A 20,472-nucleotide genomic window follows, 5' to 3' on the forward strand; every position below is an offset into this window, starting at 1 on the left:
TGAAGAAGCATGGCGGGCAACGCCCCGCCGAACCCCATTCCCCCACAGGCTGGCGAAGACGGTCGGCGCGCGGTTCGAAGAAGGTTTTTTGGTACAGGGCACTCGGTAGAGGATGAGCTAAAATTCCTGTACGGACACGGCGCGCTCGTAACCGGGCAACCTGTTCAACTCGCTCTGAACACATTCGGCTGTAACGAGCCGATCAGTCCAGGCATGGATGATCAATTCCGGGGCTATTCTCTCAAACACTTGCACCTCCGCATCGCGGTAGGTGGGTTCGCAATCTGCTATGCCCTGAGCCACGCGATACGAGGTAGCTTGCGATCCAACACCTAGTGCGCTGTCAGAAAACATTTGCGCGAAGCCCCAAGGTCCATCCAATCGTCCTCGGTGCTCCTTGATTTCCTTCTTGGCGGCGCTTCGGCTGCAAAAGCGGCAGTGACGCGTCCACAAAATGCTCGGATCGAGAAAAAGGAACACCCAAGCGGCGCGTCCAACCGTGTTCTGCTTCGCCTTGAACATCTCGTTATTGATGGCAGAAATTGATACCGAGATTGCCTCGTCCTCGTCGTCAAGCCTGTGAGGTGCACTCCCGAAAGCGCAAAGACCGCGCCGCGCCAAATCAGCCCGAGAGAGAAGTCCGTACTCTACGATGCTGGAAAGATTCGCCGTTTGCGTGAAATGCATCAGGTACTGGATTCCGCGTCGTCTAGCTTCGCGCTGAATCCGTTGCCTGTAATCCATCGCGCAGGTGTCCGAGCTATCTAGTCGAGCCCAATGATCGACACCCTTCTCAAGGTGTCAATAGCCATGTCGTGAATGCTCCCGTTTCGATGCGAGGAGCTTACGGCCCTCAACACCAGATCGGTGGGAAAGACCTATTCGGCGCAGATCGCGTCGAGGCGAACAGCCGGGCTGCCGGAATATCTTGGCTCCCGCCGTCATTGATATGCCCGGCGCACGCTCCGCATGACTTCGCTGCTCAGCGTACCGAGACGCCCCATTTGCAATCGCCGGGGACGATCACACTCGCACGCTCATTGGAAGGATGACATCCAGGCTCTGCCGCTGGCACAACGGGATGCTGTAGAGATTCGGCAGCATTTCGAGCGATTGAGCAGGGCCTGAAGATGAGCTTGCGCGACCTGTTGGAGCGGTATCGGTCGGGATCGGCGTCCGAACGCGAGAAGGGCGGCTACTTCGAGAAGCTAGTCCGGGTCTGGCTCCAGCACGCTCCGACCCAGCGCGACCTCTATCGGCAGGTCATGGGCTACAGCGAATGGGCACGCACCCAAGGACACGACGCCCGCGATACCGGCATCGACCTCGTTGCTGAACTCGCCGAGGCCCCTGGCGAGTGGTGCGCGATCCAGTGCAAATTCTATGCGGAAGGTTACCGCATCCAGCGCGCCGACATAGACAGCTTCTTCACCGCATCGGGGCGGCGTCCATTCGTTCGCCGGTTGATCGTCGATACTACGGGCGTGCCCTGGAGCACCCACGCCGAGAGCGCGCTGGAAGGCCAATCCATCGACACGAAGCGGATCGGGCTTTCCGATATCGAGGACAGCGGCATCGACTGGAAGGCGTTTTCGGAAACCGAGAAGGTCCAGTTCGTCGCCAGGAAGCAGCCGCGTCCGCATCAGATCGAGGCCCTGGCTGCGGTCCGCGAGGGGCTGGCCGAAGCCGATCGCGGCAAGCTGATCATGGCTTGCGGTACCGGCAAGACCTACACCGCCCTGCACATCGCCGAGAGCATGATCGGCAAGGGTGGCCGGGTGCTGTTCCTGGTGCCGTCGCTCTCGTTGATGTCGCAGACGATCCGGGAATGGTCGATCGACAGCACGATCCCGCTGCGTTCGTTCGCGGTCTGCTCGGACAGCCAAGTCGGCGTTCGGAAAGCCGCCGATGGTGATGTTGCCGACATCGATATCCATGACTTGGAAATTCCCGCTTCCACGCGGGCGGCGGATTTCGCGGCGCGGGCCAAGCCGGATGCCCCGGACAAGCTCACCGTCGTGTTCTCGACCTACCAGTCGATCCAGGCCGTTTCCGCCGCGCAGCTTGATCACGGACTGCCAGATTTCGACCTGATCGTCTGCGACGAGGCGCATCGCACGACCGGCGTGACGCTCGCCGGAGAGGAGGACAGCAACTTCGTCCGCGTGCACGATGCCGACTACATCCGGGGCACGAAGCGCCTCTACATGACGGCGACGCCGCGCATCTTCGGCGAGGCGGTCAGGAAGACCGCAGATGACGCCGATGCAGTTCTCTGCTCGATGGACGATCCGGCGCTGTTCGGCGAGACGCTGTTTACGCGGAACTTCTCCTGGGCGGTCCAGAAAGGACTGCTCACCGACTACAAGGTCATCGTGCTCGCCGTGGACGAGGCGGCGGTGAGTTCCGGCGTCCAGCGCCTGCTGGCCGACGAGAACAACGAGTTGAAGCTCGACGACGCCACCAAGATCATCGGCTGCTACAAGGCCCTGACCAAGGCCGACCTCCGGGCAGATATCGCCAGTGATACCGGCCCGATGCGGCGCGCGCTGGCCTTCACCCGCGACATCAAGCGCTCGAAGTTGATCGAGCACGAGTTCGCCCGCGTCGCCGAGGAATGGCGCGACACCCTGGTCGATGCGGTTGCTGCAACCATTCCGCCGCTCGACTGCGAGGTCCGGCATGTCGATGGCGGCTTCAGCGCCCATGCCCGGAATGAGCGGTTGGCATGGCTGAAGGCCGAGCCCGAGGCCGAGCACACCTGCCGGATTCTGACGAACGCGCGATGCCTGTCCGAAGGTGTCGATGTTCCTGCGCTCGATGCCATCCTCTTCCTGCATCCCCGGAAATCGCAGATCGACGTAGTCCAATCGGTTGGCCGCGTCATGCGTCGGGCCGAAGGCAAGAAGCTCGGCTATGTGATCCTTCCGGTTGCTGTTCCGGCAGGCATGGAGCCCGAGAAGGCGCTCGACGACAACGAGAAATATCGCGTCGTCTGGCAAATCCTGAACGCGCTTCGCGCCCATGACGACCGGCTCGATGCCACGATCAACAAGATCGACCTCGGCGTCGATCCCGGTGATCGCATCGAGATTGTCGCGGTCACCAATGAACTGCCGACCCGTCAGGCGAAGAATTCCACCGGCCTCGATCTGGGCGCGAGTGGTGGCGTCACGGATCGGGAACCAGGAGATCACCGCCCTACTGAGGGCCAGGAGCAGTTCTCGTTCGCGTTCGACGAGTTCGCCAAGGCGATCATGGCGCGCATCGTCAAGCGTTGCGGAACCCGCACCTATTGGGAAGATTGGGCAAAGGACGTTGCCCGGATCGCCGAGGTCCATGTCACGCGCATTCGCGCCGCCGTGGAAGCCGCCGGATCGGAAGAGAAGCAGGCGTTCGATACCTTCCTCGCCGAAATCCGTGACGATCTGAACGACAGCATCTCGGACGACGAGGCGATCGAGATGCTCGCCCAGCATCTCATCACCCGCCCGGTCTTCGACGCCTTGTTCGAGGGCTACAGCTTCGCGCAGAATAACCCGGTCTCGAAGGCGCTTCAGGGTGTTCTGAACTTGCTGGACCGGCAGGGCCTGGAGAAGGAGGCCGAGAGCCTCGCCAAGTTCTATGACAGCGTGAAGATGCGGGCGAAGGGCATCGAGGACGCCACGGCGAAGCAGAAGATCGTCGTCGAGCTATACGACAAGTTCTTCAAGGCGGCGTTCCCAAAGCTCACCGCCCGCCTCGGCATCGTCTACACGCCGGTCGAGGTCGTGGACTTCATCATCAAGTCGGTGGACGAGGTGCTGCAATCGGAGTTCGGCCAGACCCTTGGCAGCGAGGGCGTGCACATCATCGACCCCTTCGTCGGCACCGGCACCTTCATCACGCGGCTCCTCCAGTCCGGCCTGATCAAGCCGGAGCAGATGGCCCACAAATACCGGCATGAAATCCATGCCAACGAGATGGTACTGCTGGCCTATTACATCGCTGCGATCAACATTGAGGCGGTCTACCATGAGCAGATGGGCGGCGAGTACGTCCCATTTCCCGGCATCTGCCTGACCGACACGTTCCAGCTTTACGAGCAGGATCGCGACCTCGTCAGCGGCATGATGGCTGACAACAGCAATCGCCGGACGCGGCAGAAGGAACTCGACATCCGGGTCATTGTCGGCAACCCGCCCTACTCCGTGGGCCAGGACAGTGACAATAGCGACGCAGCAAACCTCTCTTATCCCAAGCTAGATGGGCGAATCCAATCGACTTATGTCGCTCGCTCGACGGGGAATCCGCGCAGTCTTTACGATAGCTATATTCGTGCCATTCGCTGGGCGAGCGACCGCATTGGCGACGCGGGGGTCGTGGCGTACGTTTCCAATGCGGGATGGCTTGAAGGAAAGGCCGCAGATGGCCTGCGCAAGTGCTTGGCCGAGGAATTCGGCAACATCCACGTTTTCCACCTTCGAGGGAATGCGCGCACAGCGGGCGAGCAACGGCGGAAGGAAAAGGACAATGTCTTTGGCCAAGGTAGCCGCGCGCCAATCGCCATCAGCGTCCTCGTAAAGAGCCCGATGGCTCTTGAGCGCGGGCGCATCCGTTTCCACGATATCGGCGACTATCTCTCCCGCGAGGAGAAGGTGGCTATTGTGTCGCGCTTCGGCAGCATCGGCGGCATTGAGAGTGGGAACGGCTGGCAGAGTATCAGTCCCGACGAGCATGGCGATTGGCTGGGGAAGCGCGACGCCGCGTTCGATGGCTTTATTCGCATCGGAGAAAAGAAAGACAAGAAGTCACCAGTCATATTTTCAAATTACTCTAACGGAGTGAAAACTAATCGCGATGCTTGGGCATATAATTTTTCCGCATCTTCTCTCGCAATCAACATGGAACGCATGATAGCGTTCTATCATGGTTGCCTCGAAAATCCAAATCGCCCCGACATCAACGATGAAAGTAAAATTAGTTGGTCGTGGGTTCTGCGCGAAGATTTCAAAAAGAAGAAGCGCGGAGAATTTCGGTCAACAAAAATCCGAAATTCTCTATATCGCCCGTTCACAAAGGCACTCTTATACTATGATGGGCTTTTCAATGAAAATCGCTACCTCATGCCACGGCTCTTTCCTGATCTTGGCGGCGGTAATCGACTGATCTGTCTTTCTGCGCCTGGATTCAGGGCAGGCTTTTCGGTGTTGATGACTGATAGCATTCCCAGCCTCCATGCTGCGGACCGAGACGGAGCACAGAGCTTCCCACGCTATCTATATGACGGGGATGCGGGGGAGGGCGAGGGCCAGCAGGCCGACCTCCTCTCCAGCGCGGCAACACCCGGCGGACCCCAGCGCCGAGATGCCATTACCAATGAGGGCTTGGCGCATTTCCAAGCAGCCTATCCGGGCGAGGCCATCACCAAGGACGACTTGTTTCACTACATCTACGGCCTACTGCACTCTGAAGAATATCGCGATCGCTTCGCCGACAATCTTTCCAAGCAGTTGCCGCGCATTCCAGCGGTAAAGAGCGCGGTGGATTTTTGGGCTTTCGTGGCAGCGGGCAGGAAGCTGGGCGATCTGCATTGTGACTATGAGCAAGCCGAGCCTTACTCGGTCACCCTCGCCCAAGGCGATTTGCGACTGGCGAGTATCGCCAACCCCGAGCGCTTCTATCGCGTGGAGCAGATGAAGTTTGCGGGAAAGCGCCCCAAGATCGACAAGACCACCGTCATCTACAATCCCCACATCACGATCACCGGCATCCCGCTCGAAGCCTACGACTATGTGGTCAACGGAAAACCCGCGCTGGAATGGGTGATGGAGCGCCAGTGCGTGAAGACCGATCCGGCCTCCGGCATCGTCAACGACGCCAACCGCTACGCGATCGAGACGGTTGGTGATCCAGCGTATCCGTTCGATTTGTTCCGGCGCGTCATTACGGTCAGCCTGGAAACGATGAAGATCGTTCGTAGCCTGCCCGCCTTGGACATTGCCGAGAACGGGGCTGGCGATGAGCAGAGCCATGTCAGCGAAAGCGCGGATCGGCTCCAGCCTGCTTAACCAGCCCGCATCAGCACCGACGCCGCTGGAGACCCTCGCCGGGACCGTCGAGCGGGTGACATTCCACAACGCGGACACCGGCTTTGCCGTGATCCGGGTGAAGGCACGGGGCAAGCGCGATCTGGTGACAGTGGTCGGCCACGCCGCGACGATCGGCGCGGGCGAGTTCGTGACGGCCTCGGGCCATTGGATCACCGATCGCACGCATGGCCTGCAATTCAAGGCGCAGGTCATGAAGGCGACGCCGCCGACCGGGGCAGCGGGCATCGAGAAATATCTCTCTTCCGGGCAGATGCGAGGAATCGGCCCGGCGATGGCGAAGCGGATCGTCGCCCTCTTCGGAGACGCGACCTTCGACATCATCGAGGCCCAGCCGGATCGGCTGAAGGAGGTTGCCGGGATCGGTCCGAAGCGGGCCGAGCGCATCGTGGCGGGCTGGGCCGAGCAGAAGGCCGTCCGGGAAATCATGATCTTCCTGCACGCGCACGGCGTCGGCACGGCGCGGGCAGTCCGCATCTTCAAGACCTACGGGCATGACGCGATCGCGGTGATGACCGATGATCCCTATCGGCTCGCCCGCGATATTCGCGGTATCGGCTTTCGCACGGCGGACTCGATAGCGGCGAAGCTCGGAATGAAAAAGACCGCGCCGCAGCGCCTGCGGGCTGGCGTCTCCTTCGCGCTCCAGGAGGCGATGGACGAAGGCCATTGTGGGCTGCCGCAAGCCGACCTCGTCAAGCTGGCGGAAAAGCTCCTGGAGGTCGATGCGTCGTTGATCGAGACCGCGATCAGGATCGAGTTGGAGCGTGGTGACATCGTCCCGGACACGATTGAAGACGCGCGCTGCATCTTCCTGAAGGGCCTGCACGCCGCCGAGCAGGCGATTGCGCGTCGGCTTCGCGATCTGGCGGCTGGCGCTGCCTCATGGCCCGCGATCGACCTCGACAAGGCCGTGCCCTGGATCGAGAAGCGAACGGGGAAGGCTCTGGCTCCCTCGCAGGTCGATGCCGTCCGTCTGGTCCTCGCCAGCAAGGTGGCGGTGATCACAGGCGGCCCCGGTACTGGCAAGACCACCCTGTTGGACGCCATCCTGCGTATCCTGGTCGCCAAAGGTGTGCGGGTCCTGCTGGCGGCTCCAACGGGTCGGGCTGCCAAGCGGATGACCGAGCAGACCGGGATCGAGGCCAAGACCCTGCATCGCCTGCTGGAGGTTGATCCGGCCAATGGCGGCTTCAAGAAGGGGCCGGAGAGCCCGCTCGTTTGCGACCTCCTGGTCGTGGACGAGACCAGCATGGTGGACGTGCCGCTTATGAACGCCCTGCTGAAGGCCGTGCCACCCGGCGCGGGCCTGCTGCTGGTCGGTGACGTGGACCAGTTGCCTTCGGTGGGGCCGGGGCAGGTCTTGAGCGACATCATCGCATCCCAGGCGCTTCCGACCGCCCGGCTGACCGAGGTGTTTCGGCAGGCCGCGACCAGCCGCATCATCGTCAACGCCCATCGGATCAACCAGGGCCAGATGCCGGAGAGCGCCGCGCCGGGCCAGGAGAGCGACTACTTCTTCGTCCCGATCGATACCCCCGAAATCGGCGTCGCCAAGATTCGGGAGATCGTGCGCGACCGCATTCCACGACGGTTCGGGCTCGATCCGATTGCCGATGTGCAGGTTCTGTGTCCGATGAACCCGGGCCTGCTCGGCGCGCGCAACCTCAATGTCGAACTCCAGCGGCTGCTCAACCCGAATCCCACGACCTCGGTCGAGCGCTTCGGCTGGACCTTCGCGGTTGGCGATCGCGTTATGCAGACGGTCAACGACTACGACCGCGAGGTCTTCAACGGCGATCTCGGCATGGTCATCGGCATCGATGACGAAGAGGGCGCGCTGACCGCCGAGTTCGACGGTCGCGTCGTGTCCTACCCATTCGGCGAACTCGACACGCTCGTGCTCGCCTATGCCACGACGATCCATAAATCCCAGGGCTCGGAATACCCCGCCGTCGTCATCCCTGTGGCGACCCAGCACTACATGATGCTGGCGCGCAACCTCCTCTATACGGGCGTCACGCGCGGAAAGCGGCTCGTCGTCATCGTCGGCCAGAAGCGCCCCTTGGCCATGGCGGTCAGGGCTGGCGGAAAACGCCGATGGACGAAGCTGCGGAATTGGATGGAGGCTGATTAACGGTCAGGAGATGATGTTGGCGCGAGGCGCTGCGAATTCGTTGGACAAATCTGGGAGTGGTGGGAGGCTTGTACGACGGAACGTGGAGCAAAGCATTGGAACAAGTCGAACGGCAGCCTCATCTCCCTCGTCCTGTGCAGGGATATGCTCTCGATGTAGCCGCAAGACTTGAGTCCGCACACCCGCATTTCCTGATCAAAATTTTGTATAGCAGCGATCTAGTTCGTCAAAGTTTCAATGTATTTGCCTCCCAGGACATCGATCAACAGCAGGATTTCTTGCATCGAGTGGCGCAGCATGCTCCCGATGTGCTGCACGGCCTCGAACATCTCGACCCGCTGGCGCAAGTCGCCAGGGCGCTGATCCTGTTGAAGCCCCGGCGCGTCGTGGAGGCGCTCTTCGGCTCGTGTCCTGATGGCTATCTCGGCCTGCTTTCTCGGCTCGGCTGCGATCCTCTGCCTTCCAAAGAAACGTACCGCGCCGCCTTCGATCTGTTCTCCGACCCGCGTCATAGGCAGCGCGCGAAGGTCTTGGGTCAATTGCCGGGCCGCGTTACCGCCGAGCACATCGCCGTGGTCGCCGGTCTCGATGACGCTCTCGTCCATCGTGCGGTGGTCGAAAAAGCAAAATCTGCGGAAGTTCGAGCCCTGAATCAGTTCGTCACCATGATCGGCGACTTCTGCGGCGCAACGCCAAGTTCGATCCGGGCGAGCCTCGACAGACTGAACGTCGGAACGAGAGGGGTCGGGATGGGCGAATGGGCGCAGGGCTGGCTTGGGAGGCAAGTTCGGCTCCCGTTCGATCCTCCGATTCCGGCAAGCGATCCCGATTTTCGGCTTTGCCTTGGGGTAGAATTGACTTCGTTGGGTCGTCGCCTGCGGAACTGTGCTGGGCAACGGCAGTCATATACCTTTCTCGGCGAGAGGCTAGTCTACGAGGTGGTTGGCTTCGGCGAACCGGCTGCCCTCGAACTTCTGCGGCTCACCACTGGCGCGGGCAGCAAGTGGGTTTGTGAAGATTTGCGGGCTCCCCGAAACAGGCGCGTGAGCCCCGAACTGGCTGCCGCAGTCCAGTTCAGGCTGGATTACTATGGGGTTCTCTACCAGTCGCTGGCGCACCCCTCCGTCGAGGAGCAGGCGCTGCATAAACTGATCGATCACACCACGCCATTCGCTTGGGATAGGCGGCGGGAAGTGGCTGATGACGCGCACGTCGATGCCGATATGGATCGAATGCTTGAAGAGCTTGAGCAGGAGGTTCATGGCCGGGAGGCGGCCTGATGGATGCTGCCATCGTCGAAAATCAGAAGGCTCCGGCGCGTGAGATCATCCGAGATCGGCGAGGCGTCCTTGTCGGTGTGATCGAGCGCCAGCAGATGGTCGGCAGGCAGATCGCGAGAGATTGGCGAGGTGCTGTTATCGGCCTCTACGACGAGCGCTCCCGAACGACTCGCGACATGCACGGTCGGCTAGTCGGTCGGGCCAACCTGCTCCCCGCGCTCCTGTTCCAGACTCGCTTGTGAGATCGCCTGCAATGTTGGCCCCGTGAGGGGCGGTTATCGCTTTGAAGGTTAGCCCCCCTGTTATCGGCTGCGGCTGATCCTTCCGTCTTTTCGGAAGGGTCCGGGGATGACGGGTGTGGAGACGATCGGTCGGATCCGGTTCGAGCATTTCCAGAACGGCAAGGGGATCAAGCGGATCGCGCGGGAACTCGGCCTCGCGCGCGACACGGTTCGCAAAGTGCTCCGCTCCGGCGCGACCGAGTTCATCTACAAGCGCGAGGTCCAGCCGCGGCGGAAGCTTGGAGCCTGGGTCGATACGCTGACGGCGATCCTCGAGGCCGAAGACCGGCTGCCGCGGCGCGAGCGACGCTCAACGATCCGGCTGTTCGAGGAGCTGCGCGGGCGCGGCTACGACGGAGCCCATGACAGCGTCCATCGGTTCGTGAAGGCCTGGCGTGCCGATCGCGCCCGGCTGCCGGCGCAGGCCTTCATTCCGCTGCGCTTCGATCCCGGCGAGGCCTATCAGTTTGACTGGAGCCACGAGGCGATCGAACTCCACGGGCTGCCCGTGGTGGTGAAGGTCGCCCAGATGCGACTGGCCTATAGCCGGATGCCGATCGTGCGCGCCTATTTCCGCGAGACGCAGGAGATGGTCTTCGACGCGCATGACAAGGCCTTCGCCTTCTATGGCGGGGTCTGTCGGCGCGGCATCTACGACAACATGAAGACCGCGGTGGAGACCGTCTTCGTCGGCCGCGCCCGGGAGTACAACCGGCGCTTCCTTCAGCTCTGCTCGCATCACCTCGTCGAGCCGGTGGCCTGCACGCCGGCGGCCGGCTGGGAGAAGGGCCAGGTCGAGAACCAGGTCGGCACGATCCGCGATTTGCTGTTCCGCCCGCGACCGAAGGTGAAGACGCTCGACGAGTTGAACGCCTGGCTCGCCGACCAATGTGTCGCCTACGCTCGGCGGGCCAAGCATCCCGAGTTCCGCGATCGGTCTGTCATTGAGGTCTTCGAGGAGGAGAAGGCGCGGCTGATGCCGTATCTGGGCCCCTTCGCCGGCTTCGTCGAGAAGCCGATGCGGGCGACCACGACCTGCCTGATCACGCATGATCGCAACAAGTACAGCGTCGATGCCCGAGCCGCCGGCCGCGCCGTGCTAGTGCGCGCCTATGCCGACCGGATCGTTGTGTTGCTCGATGGCGAGACGGTCGCCGACCATCCCCGCAGCTTCAAGCGCGATCAGGTCGTCTATGATCCCTGGCACTATCTGCCGGTGCTGATGCGCAAGCCGGGTGCTCTACGCAATGGCGCGCCGTTCAAGGACTGGGATTTGCCGGCGCCGCTCACCGTGGTGCGTGAGAAGCTGCGGCGTCATGTCGATGGTGACCGTCAGTTTGTGAAGATCCTCGGCCGCGTCCCCGAGGACGGCATTGCCGCTGTGGCGGAGGCCTGCACCGAGGCGCTCGCGGCCGGCATCGCCAGCGGCGACGTCGTCATCGCGATCCTGGCGCGCCGTCGCCAGCCGCCTGTTCCAGCCAGCATCACCACACCCAACGCCCTCAGGCTCAAGACCGAGCCGGTCGCCGACTGCGCCCGATACGACAACCTGCGCAAGAGAAGGGAAGCCTCGCCATGGAACGCCACCAACTGATCGAGGCGATGACCAGCCTCAAGCTCTACGGCATGCGCGCCAGCTTCGACGAGATCGCCGGCAAAGGCCTGAACCGCCGCGAGGAGATCTATCCCCTGCTGGCGAGCCTGATCCGCGCGGAGCTGACCCATCGCCAGTCGCGTTCAATCAACTATCGCATCAGCGGCGCCAGATTCCCGGTTCTGAAGGATCTCGATGCCTTCATCTTCGACGACACGCCGGTGGACGAGGGACACATCCGCGAGCTCGCCACCGGCGAGTTCATCGACGCCAGGCGCAATCTCATCCTGATCGGCGGCACCGGAACGGGAAAGACCCATCTCGCCATCGCGATCGCCGCCGCCGTCATCCGGGCGCGCGCCCGCGGCCGCTTCTTCAACCTCGTCGACCTGGTCAATCAGCTCGAACAGGAGAAGGCCGCCGGCAAGAGCGGACGCATCGTCGAAGCCCTGCTGCGCCAGGATCTCGTCGTCATCGACGAGCTCGGCTATCTGCCCTTCAGTCAGGCCGGCGCGCAGTTGCTCTTCCACCTGATCAGCAAGCTCTACGAGAACACCTCGATCATCATCACCACCAATCTCGCCTTCGCCGACTGGCCCCAGATTTTCACCGACGCCAAGATGACGACTGCGATGTTGGATCGGCTCACGCATCACTGCGACATCATTGAGACCGGCAACGAGAGTTGGCGCTTCAAGAACCGCGCCTGAACGCTCCCGAGACCTTCGCGAGCTGGACGCCGAAATCGCCCCGGCCCAGCAACCCTGACCAGCTCAGCCGGGGCGATCCCGGCACGTCCGACCAGGCTTGCAGGGGGGCTAGCCTTCAATGCGATAAGGGGGCTGCCCTTCAACGCGATTTGACACTCGCTGATCCATGCGGGCTCTCCTGATCGCCGCCGCCCTGGGCTGGGTAATGTCGCTGCCTTGGATCACCTTGTTCAGCTACCTCGTCCTGATCGTCATCGCGATCGCCGCGCTGTGGCTTATCTCGGTTGCGATAGAGCGTCGCGCCATTCCGCCCTGGTCCAGCACCAGGACCATCGACCCGCACTACGTCACGGCGCTCGAATGCATGGTTGCCGAAGCCGAGGCGGAAATGGAAACATTGCGGGCAGAACTCCAGCGGTGCCGCTGGGCTTCTGCGGCGGCGGAGCCTGATCCGAAGACTGCTCTCTATCGCCGGGTCGGCCTTGCTGACGGCGCGCCGGAATGGCTGATCTCGGCGGCACGGCGCGCCTATCGCGTCGCTCTCCACCCTGACAAGCATCCGGCGCACCGGAAGCAGGAAGCTGAGAGAAGGCTCAAGATTGCCGAGGGGGTGTTCGACCAGATCGCGGCACGAAGCTAGTCCGCTGCTTCGCTCAGCGAAGCGCGCGATGTCCCATGAAACACCAGACGTGGACCAGTCGAGCCGACAAATTGCACTGGATCGACGAGTCGGAGGTCATACCACGTCAATACCGACGACCGAACCGTCGAGGCTGATCAACACATCACTCCGTTTTCCGGTTAGCTATTGCGGCGGCGTTCAATGAAAGCCGCCAAGCCCGGTGTCGGCAGGCACATCAGCCTCACGATTACCCACCACAGATAGAAGCCCATCTCGCCGTTCAGCGCCGACTCGTTGAGCAGCCCGTGGGCGATCGAGTTTCTTAGATTCGGCCCGAGGCGTCCGGCCATGAGTGTTCGAAGTTCATACAGCATGTCCTCATCGAGGATTTCGCGCAGTTTCTCATGATCGAGGATGCGGCCTAGTAGCCAGACATCTTCGACACCATTGGCATCGATGTTTCGGGGCACGACGCCCGATTGTTCGAGGACATGGCGGAGCCCGTTTTCGACCTGTGGGACAAGCAGGTGCAGAGCCGTCGAGAAGTCGAACTGGAAACCTGCTCGCACCCCCTTCACGAACAGCGAGAGGTGGCTCTCGGGCACTAGCGCACTATCTTTGATGACAAGTTCGATCGCGTCGTCGTCGATGCCGTGCTCATCGCGCATCACCCGAATAGCGGGCGCGAGGATCGCATGGACGGCGAAATGCCGGTGTACCCGAGCCTGCTCATCCATAAAGCCTTCGATGGCCTGCTCTTCCTGTTTGGCATCCCCACTGCCGATGGCTGGTCGGACCGCGATTTTCCTGCCCGCGTAGTCGAAGACATCACCCTGGATCAGCGGAACGAGCGGAGACTCTCTGATCCGCTCGATCGTGGCTTCGCGCAATTTTTCTACGTCGATGAGCGGCGTCATCACCGCAAACTGAAAGAATGCGTCATCCCATGGAAGACCTCGGAGGAGTGCCTGTGACGCCTCAACCTCCGCGCTGATGTCGATCTCGCCGGTCGAGGCTGTTTTCATTTCGCTGAGAGTTTTCCGACCAGCGGCGGCCAGCCGTCCGCGAAGCTCGGGTAAGCGCGGACGAAGCGATGGTCGATCCGAGAAAGCAAGAACCGCCTTCTGCCAGAAGTGATGCGCGCCCATGAATGATCCCGCGCTCTCCTGTGCTTCTGCCTCGGTAACGAACGTCTCGGCGAGTGCGCACATCACGTCTTCGGCTTCTAGCGCTCGACCGGCACGCCGCAGAAGCTTCGCCTGTACAGCGTAATGGCTTCGGGCTCGATCAAGCCCACCGGACGCAGAGGCTGATGCCGCAATCTTCCCGGCGATATCTGCCAGAGCTTCGAAGTCGCCGTATCGGAACTCTTCGAGAAGCTTCATCGCCTTCAGGCTGAAGTACAGCGGGTCCCGCCCCTGATAGTGCAGCACACGTTCTTCGAGATGACGGAGGACGCGGCCTGGAAGCTCACCTTTGGGCTCGATCTGACGAGCCAACCGAACAGCGCGCTCATAGCGCTCCATCGCGGGAACCCAATGATCTTGGTCTTCGAGGCGCTGCCCGGACGCAATATAGCAAGTCACAGCTTCGCGGGCGGCAGCAGCATTTCGGCGACGCAGCCAAAGAACGTCGCCGACACGCGCTCGGTACTCAGGGTCGTTCACCTCGGGAAGCGACGCTGTCAGCCCATCGAGTTGAGGCTCTGATAGGTCGTCAGGGATCATGCTGCGTCTCCCGTCCATGATCAGCATAGGGCGAAACGGCTGCCCGGCATCTCTAGGCGTGAAGTGAAAGTCGAAGAGGTCGGCGAGGATGGCCCATCCGACCGCCCGAGCCTGCTTGTGCTGCGCTCGGAACAGCGCTGCAAAATCCCGATCCTGCTGCGTGGCTCCAGCTTGTAGGACGACGGCGATTTCGGCTCCGTCAGGAATAGAGCCATTCTGACGGGCCTCTTGGGCTGATGGCTGTTCAGTCATCGGGCTTCGGCCTTTCCTCTATGTCGAAGAAGCTCCGTTGCCGACTGCCCTTCGGCAATCCCAATTTGTGTTGCGCGGATAAATACCCTCAGAAATCCGCCCAAGAAGAACGATGACCCGCCACGATCTGCCTCCTATCCGTAATTTCGTGCGTGATCCCATCGAGCAAGAAGCCGCGCTCGTTGTGTTGGAGGACGAGACCCTCGACCTGATGGCTGTACTTGAAAAATGCGGGGACTACGTTCTCGTTGAACGTGCGCGCCCCGATCCGACGCTGCCGATCATGCACTTCGTCCGCTGCCCATCTCAGCTTTTGGCTGAACGCCTTGAACGCGCCTGGGCACTACACCGTTTGCTGAAGTCTGTTCATGCCCGCAGGTAGAGCCTGCTGCTCAGCCCACCGCTGTTGCTCGATCGAGTGCGCCTCCTGCGGGTGGCGATACTCGCTATCCGTGGCGCGCCGCATCCTCGCCTGCGAACCGCGAAGCCTTCATGCGGCGACGATCACCCTCGCGGCTTCCAGCCCGGCGGGATTTGAACAACTGCGGAGGAGCATTCACAACGTCATCGCCTATCGCCGACGCCAAAGCAGATGGTGGCGGAGCGTCGGCCTTTGGGCATGGTGGAACGGCAGCGGTCTGCACGGCCTCGTCGAACTCGGCTCTATCACCGCGACAGAGTTTGCTGGCGCGCTGGAGCGGTACGGAGATGTTCGCCTGCGGTCGATTACTATCGAGATGGTCCGAGCCGAGGTCTACCGGGCGGCGCAATCAGTTTCGGCCTGCCCTGGTCCGGGAGGAACGGGACGATACCAGCCCTTCAAGATAGCGATCGAGCCAGTGATCGTCGCGGCGCGCGCAAAGCCACTCCTCGGCAACGTGCTGATCGTCCCGATGCCAATCCTGTTGTAAAACCGACCCGAGGAAGGACATCCGATCTTGATAGCGTGGTTCGATATCCGACTGCTTATCGCCTGCATTGGACCGCAGGAAATTGGCCGAATGCAGGCCATACACCGGTTTTCTGAGCGTCCGAATAGTATCCGTCACACATCGAAACCCCTGTTCCCGTCGAGCGGCTGACACAGCGCTTATGTATATCCGCACATGCATAAACTTGCCGCTGCTGCCCCTTCTGCGACTGACTTTGAGCCGGTGAACCGAACAGAATGGTCGCTCCGATCGCGACCGAGGTCAAAATGGTTCGAATGATTGCGTTATGCATGGTCGCCTCCGATCGCCCGCTGATACGCCTCGTCCCATACCGGCAGCGGATAGACGGCATGGAAATAGTCGAAGCACCGGAACATCGCCTCGGCGCTGGAGGGATACCGCGTCACCACGTCCAGGATCAGATGCCTGAAAAATGTCGCGTGCTTCACGTCCTCGGTGGCATGCTCGATGACGAAGCGCAGCCCATCTCGCGGCAAGTCCTTCGCTTTGATGATCGGCAAGGCGGCTTGCGTGACCAGCGCAGTGAGTTGCTCGAACAGGTACTCGGCTCCCATGTAGCCGAGCGGCTCTTCCTGGGTCGCCATGCGCCACCACACAGCGGCGACGGCGAAGGTAGCGGGCGAAGGTCGCTCCGTGACATCAGCGCCGCCGAGCTTTCCATGATCTTCCCGAGCCCAGATACCATGCTCAGCTTCCTCGGCTTTGTGCGAGCAGACGGCCTGGATGAGCCGGACCTCGTGCTTAGGGAAGCGGCCGAACATATGGAACCCGGCTTCGGTCGTGTGGGATTGGTACCAGACGACCGAGCGGAATATTTCCCGAACGAGAGCAACAATTTGCTCGGGAGGCGTCGCCGGATCGCTGATAGCCTTCCATCCGCGCCACGCTTTCACCTCCTCGAAGATCGCCGATACACGGCGATCCAGTTCTTCGAAGGTCTCAATTGCGTGATCAGAATACGGAGCTTTGGTCACAAAAGCGTGGTTCATGTGTCTGTCTCACCTTAGGTGCGTGGGTCGAATTCGTCGTAGACAGCTACGAAGGGCGACTCGGATTTGGTTAGGCGCTCACGATCGTGCAGATCGAGAAGTAGAACATTCATCCAACCCGCTACTTCATCGAAGTACGGGCGACGACGGTCCAGTTGGCAGAAGCCGAACCGTTCGAAGAGTGGGATGAGTTCCGACCGGGTTGCCGCTAGACAGAAGCGCGCATTCGCCATGCGTGCGCCTCTAAACATCGACTGAAATAGAACGGGAAGAAGCCCGCGTGCGGACATCGAGCGGCGGACGACAAGCCTTGAGTGGACGATGACTGTGTCGAGCACTTCAGGAGCGAGATCAGCGTGAGCGACCACCTGTTCAAGATGCGGATCAACGATCGTGTCGTGGGCCCAGGTCGCCCTGACGGCGACGGCGCACTTGTCTCGGGCGCGTGCCACAAAATTCAGGCTGATCTTGTCGATTGGCTCCAGGAACACCTTGTTGGTGTGATCGGCATGAGCATATCGCTTGCCATCGCGCTCGACGAAAAGAGCGTAGCGAAGGCGGCCGACTTCCTCCATTTCGCCATCCGTTCGAGCAATGGCAATCTCGGGATAGCGATCAGGGTCGATTATGCCTTCCGGCCAGCGGTTGTCCCTTGTCCACCGTCGCGTCTCGACGACTGGCAAAGCTGCCAACGGCTCGGTAAATGTAATTCCATCGTCCATGCCCGCGCCCCTTCAGCCGACATGGACCAGCAAACAGGGAAACGACGGACTGACACCTCTCAGATGAGGGGTCACGGCGAAGCACCTACGATCGCGGCAAGACCGCGCCGGAAAGGAGGGCGATCAAATCGCTTTGGCGAGCGACGCCAGTTTTTCCGAAGATGCCCTTCAGATAGAAGCGGACGGTTTCCCGTGAAAGCCCGAGAGCCGCTGCGACCTCGTCCGTAGATTTGCCCTCCGCAATGCCGCGCGCGACACGCGCCTCGGAAGCGGTTAGGTCGAACAATCCGGTCAGAAGTTCGGCGGTAGGCGAAGTCGGCCGATCAAGTCTGGTGACGACCAGAAGCGTCCTGGCTCCGTTGAACACGTCGGATGCTTCTCCTGGTAGAGGGAGAGCATGCATTACAGCGGCCGGGCTATCGGCTCGCGCCGGGATCGGGATCGAACTTGTCGCGGGACGACTGCGATTTGCCAACCCATCCATCAGCAGCCGATTGCTTGCTGCATTCCCCAGCGCGAGCTTCCCGTGGGCCAGGAAGACAATCTGATCACTCATCTTCTCCAGCAAGGAGTTCGCGGCAAGGAGTTCGTTCTGGCCACCCAGAATGGCCGCAGGCATCCCCGCACTGTTTAGCGCATCGACGATGGCACGGGCTCTTTGCAGATTGAGGCGGGTCGAGAGTGCTGCCGCTCGGGCTAGATGCGGTCGCACGGCGTTCAACCGCGCAATTTCCTCTGATGACACCGGCCCGTCAGAATAGCGTCGTTCCAAATTGAATACTGCGATGTCGCCATTCGGCATAGGCAGAACGCTACCTGCCGCATAGCCGAGCCCCTTCGGAAAGAAAAAATTGGAGTACATGGGGCTCCGGTCCATCTCGGCGCGCCCGTATAATTGATGATTTCCAAAGAAGCCGTGATGCTTGGCAGCGACACCATATTTCAATCGAATATTATCCTCCTGTGCGGCCCGATTAGATAGAAAATCCTCGAATATGCTTTTGGCAGATTCAGAACTGGTCCAACGGGTGACCTCGCGGGCAGCAGTCGTGAAGAGGACGCCGCCGAAGCAGCCCCCCAGCAAAGAAACATCTTGAAGAACGCCGGGCCACAGTTCGGGAACGACCGCAGCCTCGTAAATGCGGTCTATCAGCTTTTCTCTGTCAAACATGCAGCCCCACAACCGCTTGCCGCTGCGTAATTGCGCCATGCCTGCGGCGCAGGTCAATATCGACCTTTGATGCGCTCTTCCAACTCGCCAGCATCCTACAACCACCCGGCCGGGCTGTCCCAAAACCCTCCCTCGAACCGTCCCACAGCCGTCATCGCAAACCCCTGCAACACGGGGCTGGCGACGAGGCCGGATCGTGTCGGCGAGCGTGGCCGGAACCATCTGTTTTTGATTTAGCGGGAGACGATCCGTGTGTTCGCCAATTTCTAGCCCTCGGTGATTGTCGCGAGGACAAGGACAGTTGGCAGCGGACCACGAAGCGCCTTCGGCCGCCCCCCATGTCGAGCGAGAAGAACAAGTGATCCACAGCATGCTTGGCGCTGGAAGGGCGCTAAGCAAGTCGATCTTTCAACGTCCATCGTTGTGTTCAGATCGTCTGCGGACCCGGCGGCGGTACCGAGCTTTGAGTATTAAACTCGGCCACTGCCCTTTCGATCAACAGCACGTCAGAATCAGCCCTCCACATCGCAACGATGATCTCACCTAGCCGGTTTTGAGCGGCCGCGCGATACGGTGGGGCTATCGGGGTGGAACGATTCACTTCGATCCACGCCGCATCGAACGCCTCGACCAGCGTCGTCAAATCCTCTTCATCTGCAACAAGGGCTCGGAACGGCATCCAGGTGGCCTATGACGGCGTTGAATGTCAGGCAATAGCTGCGCCCTCCGCCAAAGGTTGAAGAGCCCGCGTGAAGGCTTTTCGACCAGGGAGGTGCTCAGGCTCCTGGAGCTACGTGGCGATCGCGCCGAAGCGGTTCGATCTCGTTAGTGAGTGCAACGCAGTTTCGGCCTAGCTCCGTTGGGCTTGGACTTCGGCGAAAGCGCAGCGCTTGAGCGTGCGTGGCGAGAGGTACGTGCAGAACGTCGAGGAATCCTTCTGTAAATTTACGCCCGCTGCCAGGAGCATGTCATAGTAATCGAGCAGAAGCCGGAAATTCAGCCTATTCGACACTGCGATCTCCCTCGCGTAGCGAATAAAGAGATCGACTTCTGTCGTAGCAATTTGGCGTGCCACGAAGCAGTCGCGCTCGGTCCGCAACATCGGAGTCGGCGGCAAAAACTGCAATGATCCAGTCCAACGCACGTCGAGTTCGCGTGCGGCTTCGAAATAGGAGATCATGACAGACCGCGCTTCTAGTTTGTTTCGGCTAGGGTAAGGGTGCCGGGTCGGCGCAGGCGCAGTGCTCAGTTCATTCGCCATCGTCTGCTGTGGACGATGATCTTCTGGGTGGTGATCGTCAAGAGCCGTGGGTATGTTGTCGGCGGCGCAGGTTTTCGATGCGACGGCACGATCTGCGTCAGAAATGCAGCCCTGATCTTCGTGCTGACTTCGTTGATGGTCCCGCTTCGGTTTGGTTCCAAGTGACGGCCCACGTGCGGATCGCTATCGGACGATTTGGCATTCCGCTGATCGCGGTTCACCAGATTAGTCTGCGTCTAAGCGGCCGCGAGCGATACGTGTAAAAACTGGATTTCTAGCTGTCGCTGGTGTTTCCTAGCGCCTCGATCTTGGACACGACAAATTCGTAGGTCCTCGACTCTTCCAGCAGCGCCATGTCAATATCGCCGTTTTTCAAAGCTTCCAGCATCTTGGCTTTGAACGTCGCGGCGGATGCCTCTCCCTCGTTCTCAGCTATATGCTTCATCGCAAACGAAAGACAAAGATAGATCGAGTTCAGGACGATCTTGATTTGCTCCATTCCTGTTCCGCTAACGTTTTCGGTCTCATCGGTCATTTTTGTCTCCATGCAGGACTTTGAAATTGGAGGCAGAAGATGGTTCTTCTCCCGCTCACGTCATTCCCCAGCATGGTCTCCAACGACTAATTTCGCCGAACTGTTCCGTGCGGCTTGTCACGCGACGCTCCGCGCCGAGCCTCCCGGAA

At 60.8% G+C, this 20,472-nt stretch carries 17 protein-coding genes; 9 read left to right on the plus strand and 8 right to left on the minus strand.

Annotation, left to right across the window (positions count from 1 at the left end):
* Positions 1 to 117 precede the first annotated feature (117 nt).
* Entirely contained in the window at positions 118 to 744 is a 627-nt protein-coding gene (locus tag OCUBac02_RS10465; RefSeq protein WP_173045448.1) for a DarT ssDNA thymidine ADP-ribosyltransferase family protein, read from the minus strand.
* 386 nt (positions 745 to 1,130) lie between these two features.
* Between OCUBac02_RS10465 and OCUBac02_RS10470 the strand changes: the two genes are divergently transcribed.
* The 7 genes from OCUBac02_RS10470 (at position 1,131) to OCUBac02_RS10500 (ending at position 12,731) form a co-directional block, all read left to right on the plus strand.
* On the plus strand, positions 1,131 to 6,050 hold the full coding sequence (locus OCUBac02_RS10470) for a DEAD/DEAH box helicase (protein WP_173045450.1): 4,920 nt from the start codon (positions 1,131 to 1,133) through the stop codon (positions 6,048 to 6,050).
* Entirely contained in the window at positions 6,013 to 8,226 is a 2,214-nt protein-coding gene (gene recD2, locus OCUBac02_RS10475) for an SF1B family DNA helicase RecD2 (RefSeq protein WP_244639154.1), read from the plus strand. Before OCUBac02_RS10470 ends, recD2 begins: the two co-directional genes overlap by 38 nt.
* 68 nt (positions 8,227 to 8,294) lie before the next feature.
* Positions 8,295 to 9,506: a hypothetical protein gene (locus tag OCUBac02_RS10480; protein ID WP_173045454.1), complete on the plus strand. Its 1,212-nt coding sequence runs from the start codon at positions 8,295 to 8,297 to the stop codon at positions 9,504 to 9,506.
* Positions 9,506 to 9,748 (plus strand): hypothetical protein, encoded by a 243-nt coding sequence (locus tag OCUBac02_RS10485; RefSeq protein WP_173045456.1) that lies wholly within the window; start codon positions 9,506 to 9,508, stop codon positions 9,746 to 9,748. The genes OCUBac02_RS10480 and OCUBac02_RS10485 overlap by 1 nt, the downstream gene beginning before the upstream one ends.
* Before the next feature lie 106 nt (positions 9,749 to 9,854).
* On the plus strand, positions 9,855 to 11,381 hold the full coding sequence (gene istA, locus OCUBac02_RS10490) for an IS21 family transposase (RefSeq protein WP_173043570.1): 1,527 nt from the start codon (positions 9,855 to 9,857) through the stop codon (positions 11,379 to 11,381).
* On the plus strand, positions 11,363 to 12,091 hold the full coding sequence (gene istB, locus OCUBac02_RS10495) for an IS21-like element helper ATPase IstB (protein ID WP_173043572.1): 729 nt from the start codon (positions 11,363 to 11,365) through the stop codon (positions 12,089 to 12,091). Before istA ends, istB begins: the two co-directional genes overlap by 19 nt.
* Before the next feature lie 166 nt (positions 12,092 to 12,257).
* Positions 12,258 to 12,731: a hypothetical protein gene (locus tag OCUBac02_RS10500; protein ID WP_173045457.1), complete on the plus strand. Its 474-nt coding sequence runs from the start codon at positions 12,258 to 12,260 to the stop codon at positions 12,729 to 12,731.
* Between the two features lie 161 nt (positions 12,732 to 12,892).
* Here the strand turns inward: OCUBac02_RS10500 and OCUBac02_RS10505 are convergent, their stop codons facing one another.
* Positions 12,893 to 14,692, minus strand: coding sequence for a DUF4209 domain-containing protein (locus OCUBac02_RS10505; RefSeq protein ID WP_173045459.1), 1,800 nt, complete (start codon positions 14,690 to 14,692; stop codon positions 12,893 to 12,895).
* A gap of 112 nt (positions 14,693 to 14,804) precedes the next feature.
* Between OCUBac02_RS10505 and OCUBac02_RS10510 the strand changes: the two genes are divergently transcribed.
* Together OCUBac02_RS10510 and OCUBac02_RS10515 are read left to right on the plus strand one after the other, a co-directional pair.
* A complete protein-coding gene (locus tag OCUBac02_RS10510) occupies positions 14,805 to 15,074 on the plus strand; it encodes a hypothetical protein (RefSeq protein WP_173045461.1) in 270 nt (89 codons plus the stop codon).
* A gap of 70 nt (positions 15,075 to 15,144) precedes the next feature.
* The gene (locus tag OCUBac02_RS10515) at positions 15,145 to 15,603 is read left to right on the plus strand and encodes a hypothetical protein (protein ID WP_173045463.1); all 459 of its coding nucleotides are present in this window, start codon (positions 15,145 to 15,147) and stop codon (positions 15,601 to 15,603) included.
* Positions 15,604 to 15,908: 305 nt separating this feature from the next.
* Here the strand turns inward: OCUBac02_RS10515 and OCUBac02_RS10520 are convergent, their stop codons facing one another.
* The 6 genes from OCUBac02_RS10520 to OCUBac02_RS10545 form a co-directional block, all read right to left on the minus strand.
* Complete coding sequence (locus tag OCUBac02_RS10520) at positions 15,909 to 16,634, minus strand: iron-containing redox enzyme family protein (RefSeq protein WP_173045465.1); 726 nt, start codon at positions 16,632 to 16,634, stop codon at positions 15,909 to 15,911.
* 14 nt (positions 16,635 to 16,648) lie between these two features.
* On the minus strand, positions 16,649 to 17,356 hold the full coding sequence (locus tag OCUBac02_RS10525; RefSeq protein ID WP_173045467.1) for an N-acyl amino acid synthase FeeM domain-containing protein: 708 nt from the start codon (positions 17,354 to 17,356) through the stop codon (positions 16,649 to 16,651).
* An 85-nt stretch (positions 17,357 to 17,441) separates the two neighbouring features.
* Complete coding sequence (locus OCUBac02_RS10530; RefSeq protein ID WP_173045469.1) at positions 17,442 to 18,566, minus strand: helix-turn-helix transcriptional regulator; 1,125 nt, start codon at positions 18,564 to 18,566, stop codon at positions 17,442 to 17,444.
* 388 nt (positions 18,567 to 18,954) lie between these two features.
* Positions 18,955 to 19,206 (minus strand): hypothetical protein, encoded by a 252-nt coding sequence (locus tag OCUBac02_RS10535; RefSeq protein ID WP_173045471.1) that lies wholly within the window; start codon positions 19,204 to 19,206, stop codon positions 18,955 to 18,957.
* A 171-nt stretch (positions 19,207 to 19,377) separates the two neighbouring features.
* Positions 19,378 to 19,707 (minus strand): hypothetical protein, encoded by a 330-nt coding sequence (locus tag OCUBac02_RS10540; RefSeq protein ID WP_173045473.1) that lies wholly within the window; start codon positions 19,705 to 19,707, stop codon positions 19,378 to 19,380.
* Positions 19,708 to 20,062: 355 nt separating this feature from the next.
* Positions 20,063 to 20,323 (minus strand): hypothetical protein, encoded by a 261-nt coding sequence (locus tag OCUBac02_RS10545; protein WP_173045475.1) that lies wholly within the window; start codon positions 20,321 to 20,323, stop codon positions 20,063 to 20,065.
* Positions 20,324 to 20,472 lie beyond the last annotated feature (149 nt).

The organism is Bosea sp. ANAM02 (genome assembly GCF_011764485.1).
Classification (GTDB): domain Bacteria; phylum Pseudomonadota; class Alphaproteobacteria; order Rhizobiales; family Beijerinckiaceae; genus Allobosea.

Bases quoted from the DNA above. Each gene is read 5' to 3' on its own strand.
- OCUBac02_RS10465 (WP_173045448.1), bottom strand. From the start codon at position 744: ATGGATTACAGGCAACGGATTCAGCGCGAAGCTAGACGACGCGGAATC.
- OCUBac02_RS10470 (WP_173045450.1), top strand. From the start codon at position 1,131: ATGAGCTTGCGCGACCTGTTGGAGCGGTATCGGTCGGGATCGGCGTCC.
- recD2 (WP_244639154.1), top strand. From the start codon at position 6,013: ATGTCAGCGAAAGCGCGGATCGGCTCCAGCCTGCTTAACCAGCCCGCA.
- OCUBac02_RS10485 (WP_173045456.1), top strand. From the start codon at position 9,506: ATGGATGCTGCCATCGTCGAAAATCAGAAGGCTCCGGCGCGTGAGATC.
- istA (WP_173043570.1), top strand. From the start codon at position 9,855: ATGACGGGTGTGGAGACGATCGGTCGGATCCGGTTCGAGCATTTCCAG.
- istB (WP_173043572.1), top strand. From the start codon at position 11,363: ATGGAACGCCACCAACTGATCGAGGCGATGACCAGCCTCAAGCTCTAC.
- OCUBac02_RS10500 (WP_173045457.1), top strand. From the start codon at position 12,258: ATGCGGGCTCTCCTGATCGCCGCCGCCCTGGGCTGGGTAATGTCGCTG.
- OCUBac02_RS10505 (WP_173045459.1), bottom strand. From the start codon at position 14,692: ATGACTGAACAGCCATCAGCCCAAGAGGCCCGTCAGAATGGCTCTATT.
- OCUBac02_RS10510 (WP_173045461.1), top strand. From the start codon at position 14,805: ATGACCCGCCACGATCTGCCTCCTATCCGTAATTTCGTGCGTGATCCC.
- OCUBac02_RS10520 (WP_173045465.1), bottom strand. From the start codon at position 16,634: ATGAACCACGCTTTTGTGACCAAAGCTCCGTATTCTGATCACGCAATT.
- OCUBac02_RS10525 (WP_173045467.1), bottom strand. From the start codon at position 17,356: ATGGACGATGGAATTACATTTACCGAGCCGTTGGCAGCTTTGCCAGTC.
- OCUBac02_RS10530 (WP_173045469.1), bottom strand. From the start codon at position 18,566: ATGGCGCAATTACGCAGCGGCAAGCGGTTGTGGGGCTGCATGTTTGAC.
- OCUBac02_RS10535 (WP_173045471.1), bottom strand. From the start codon at position 19,206: ATGCCGTTCCGAGCCCTTGTTGCAGATGAAGAGGATTTGACGACGCTG.
- OCUBac02_RS10540 (WP_173045473.1), bottom strand. From the start codon at position 19,707: ATGATCTCCTATTTCGAAGCCGCACGCGAACTCGACGTGCGTTGGACT.
- OCUBac02_RS10545 (WP_173045475.1), bottom strand. From the start codon at position 20,323: ATGACCGATGAGACCGAAAACGTTAGCGGAACAGGAATGGAGCAAATC.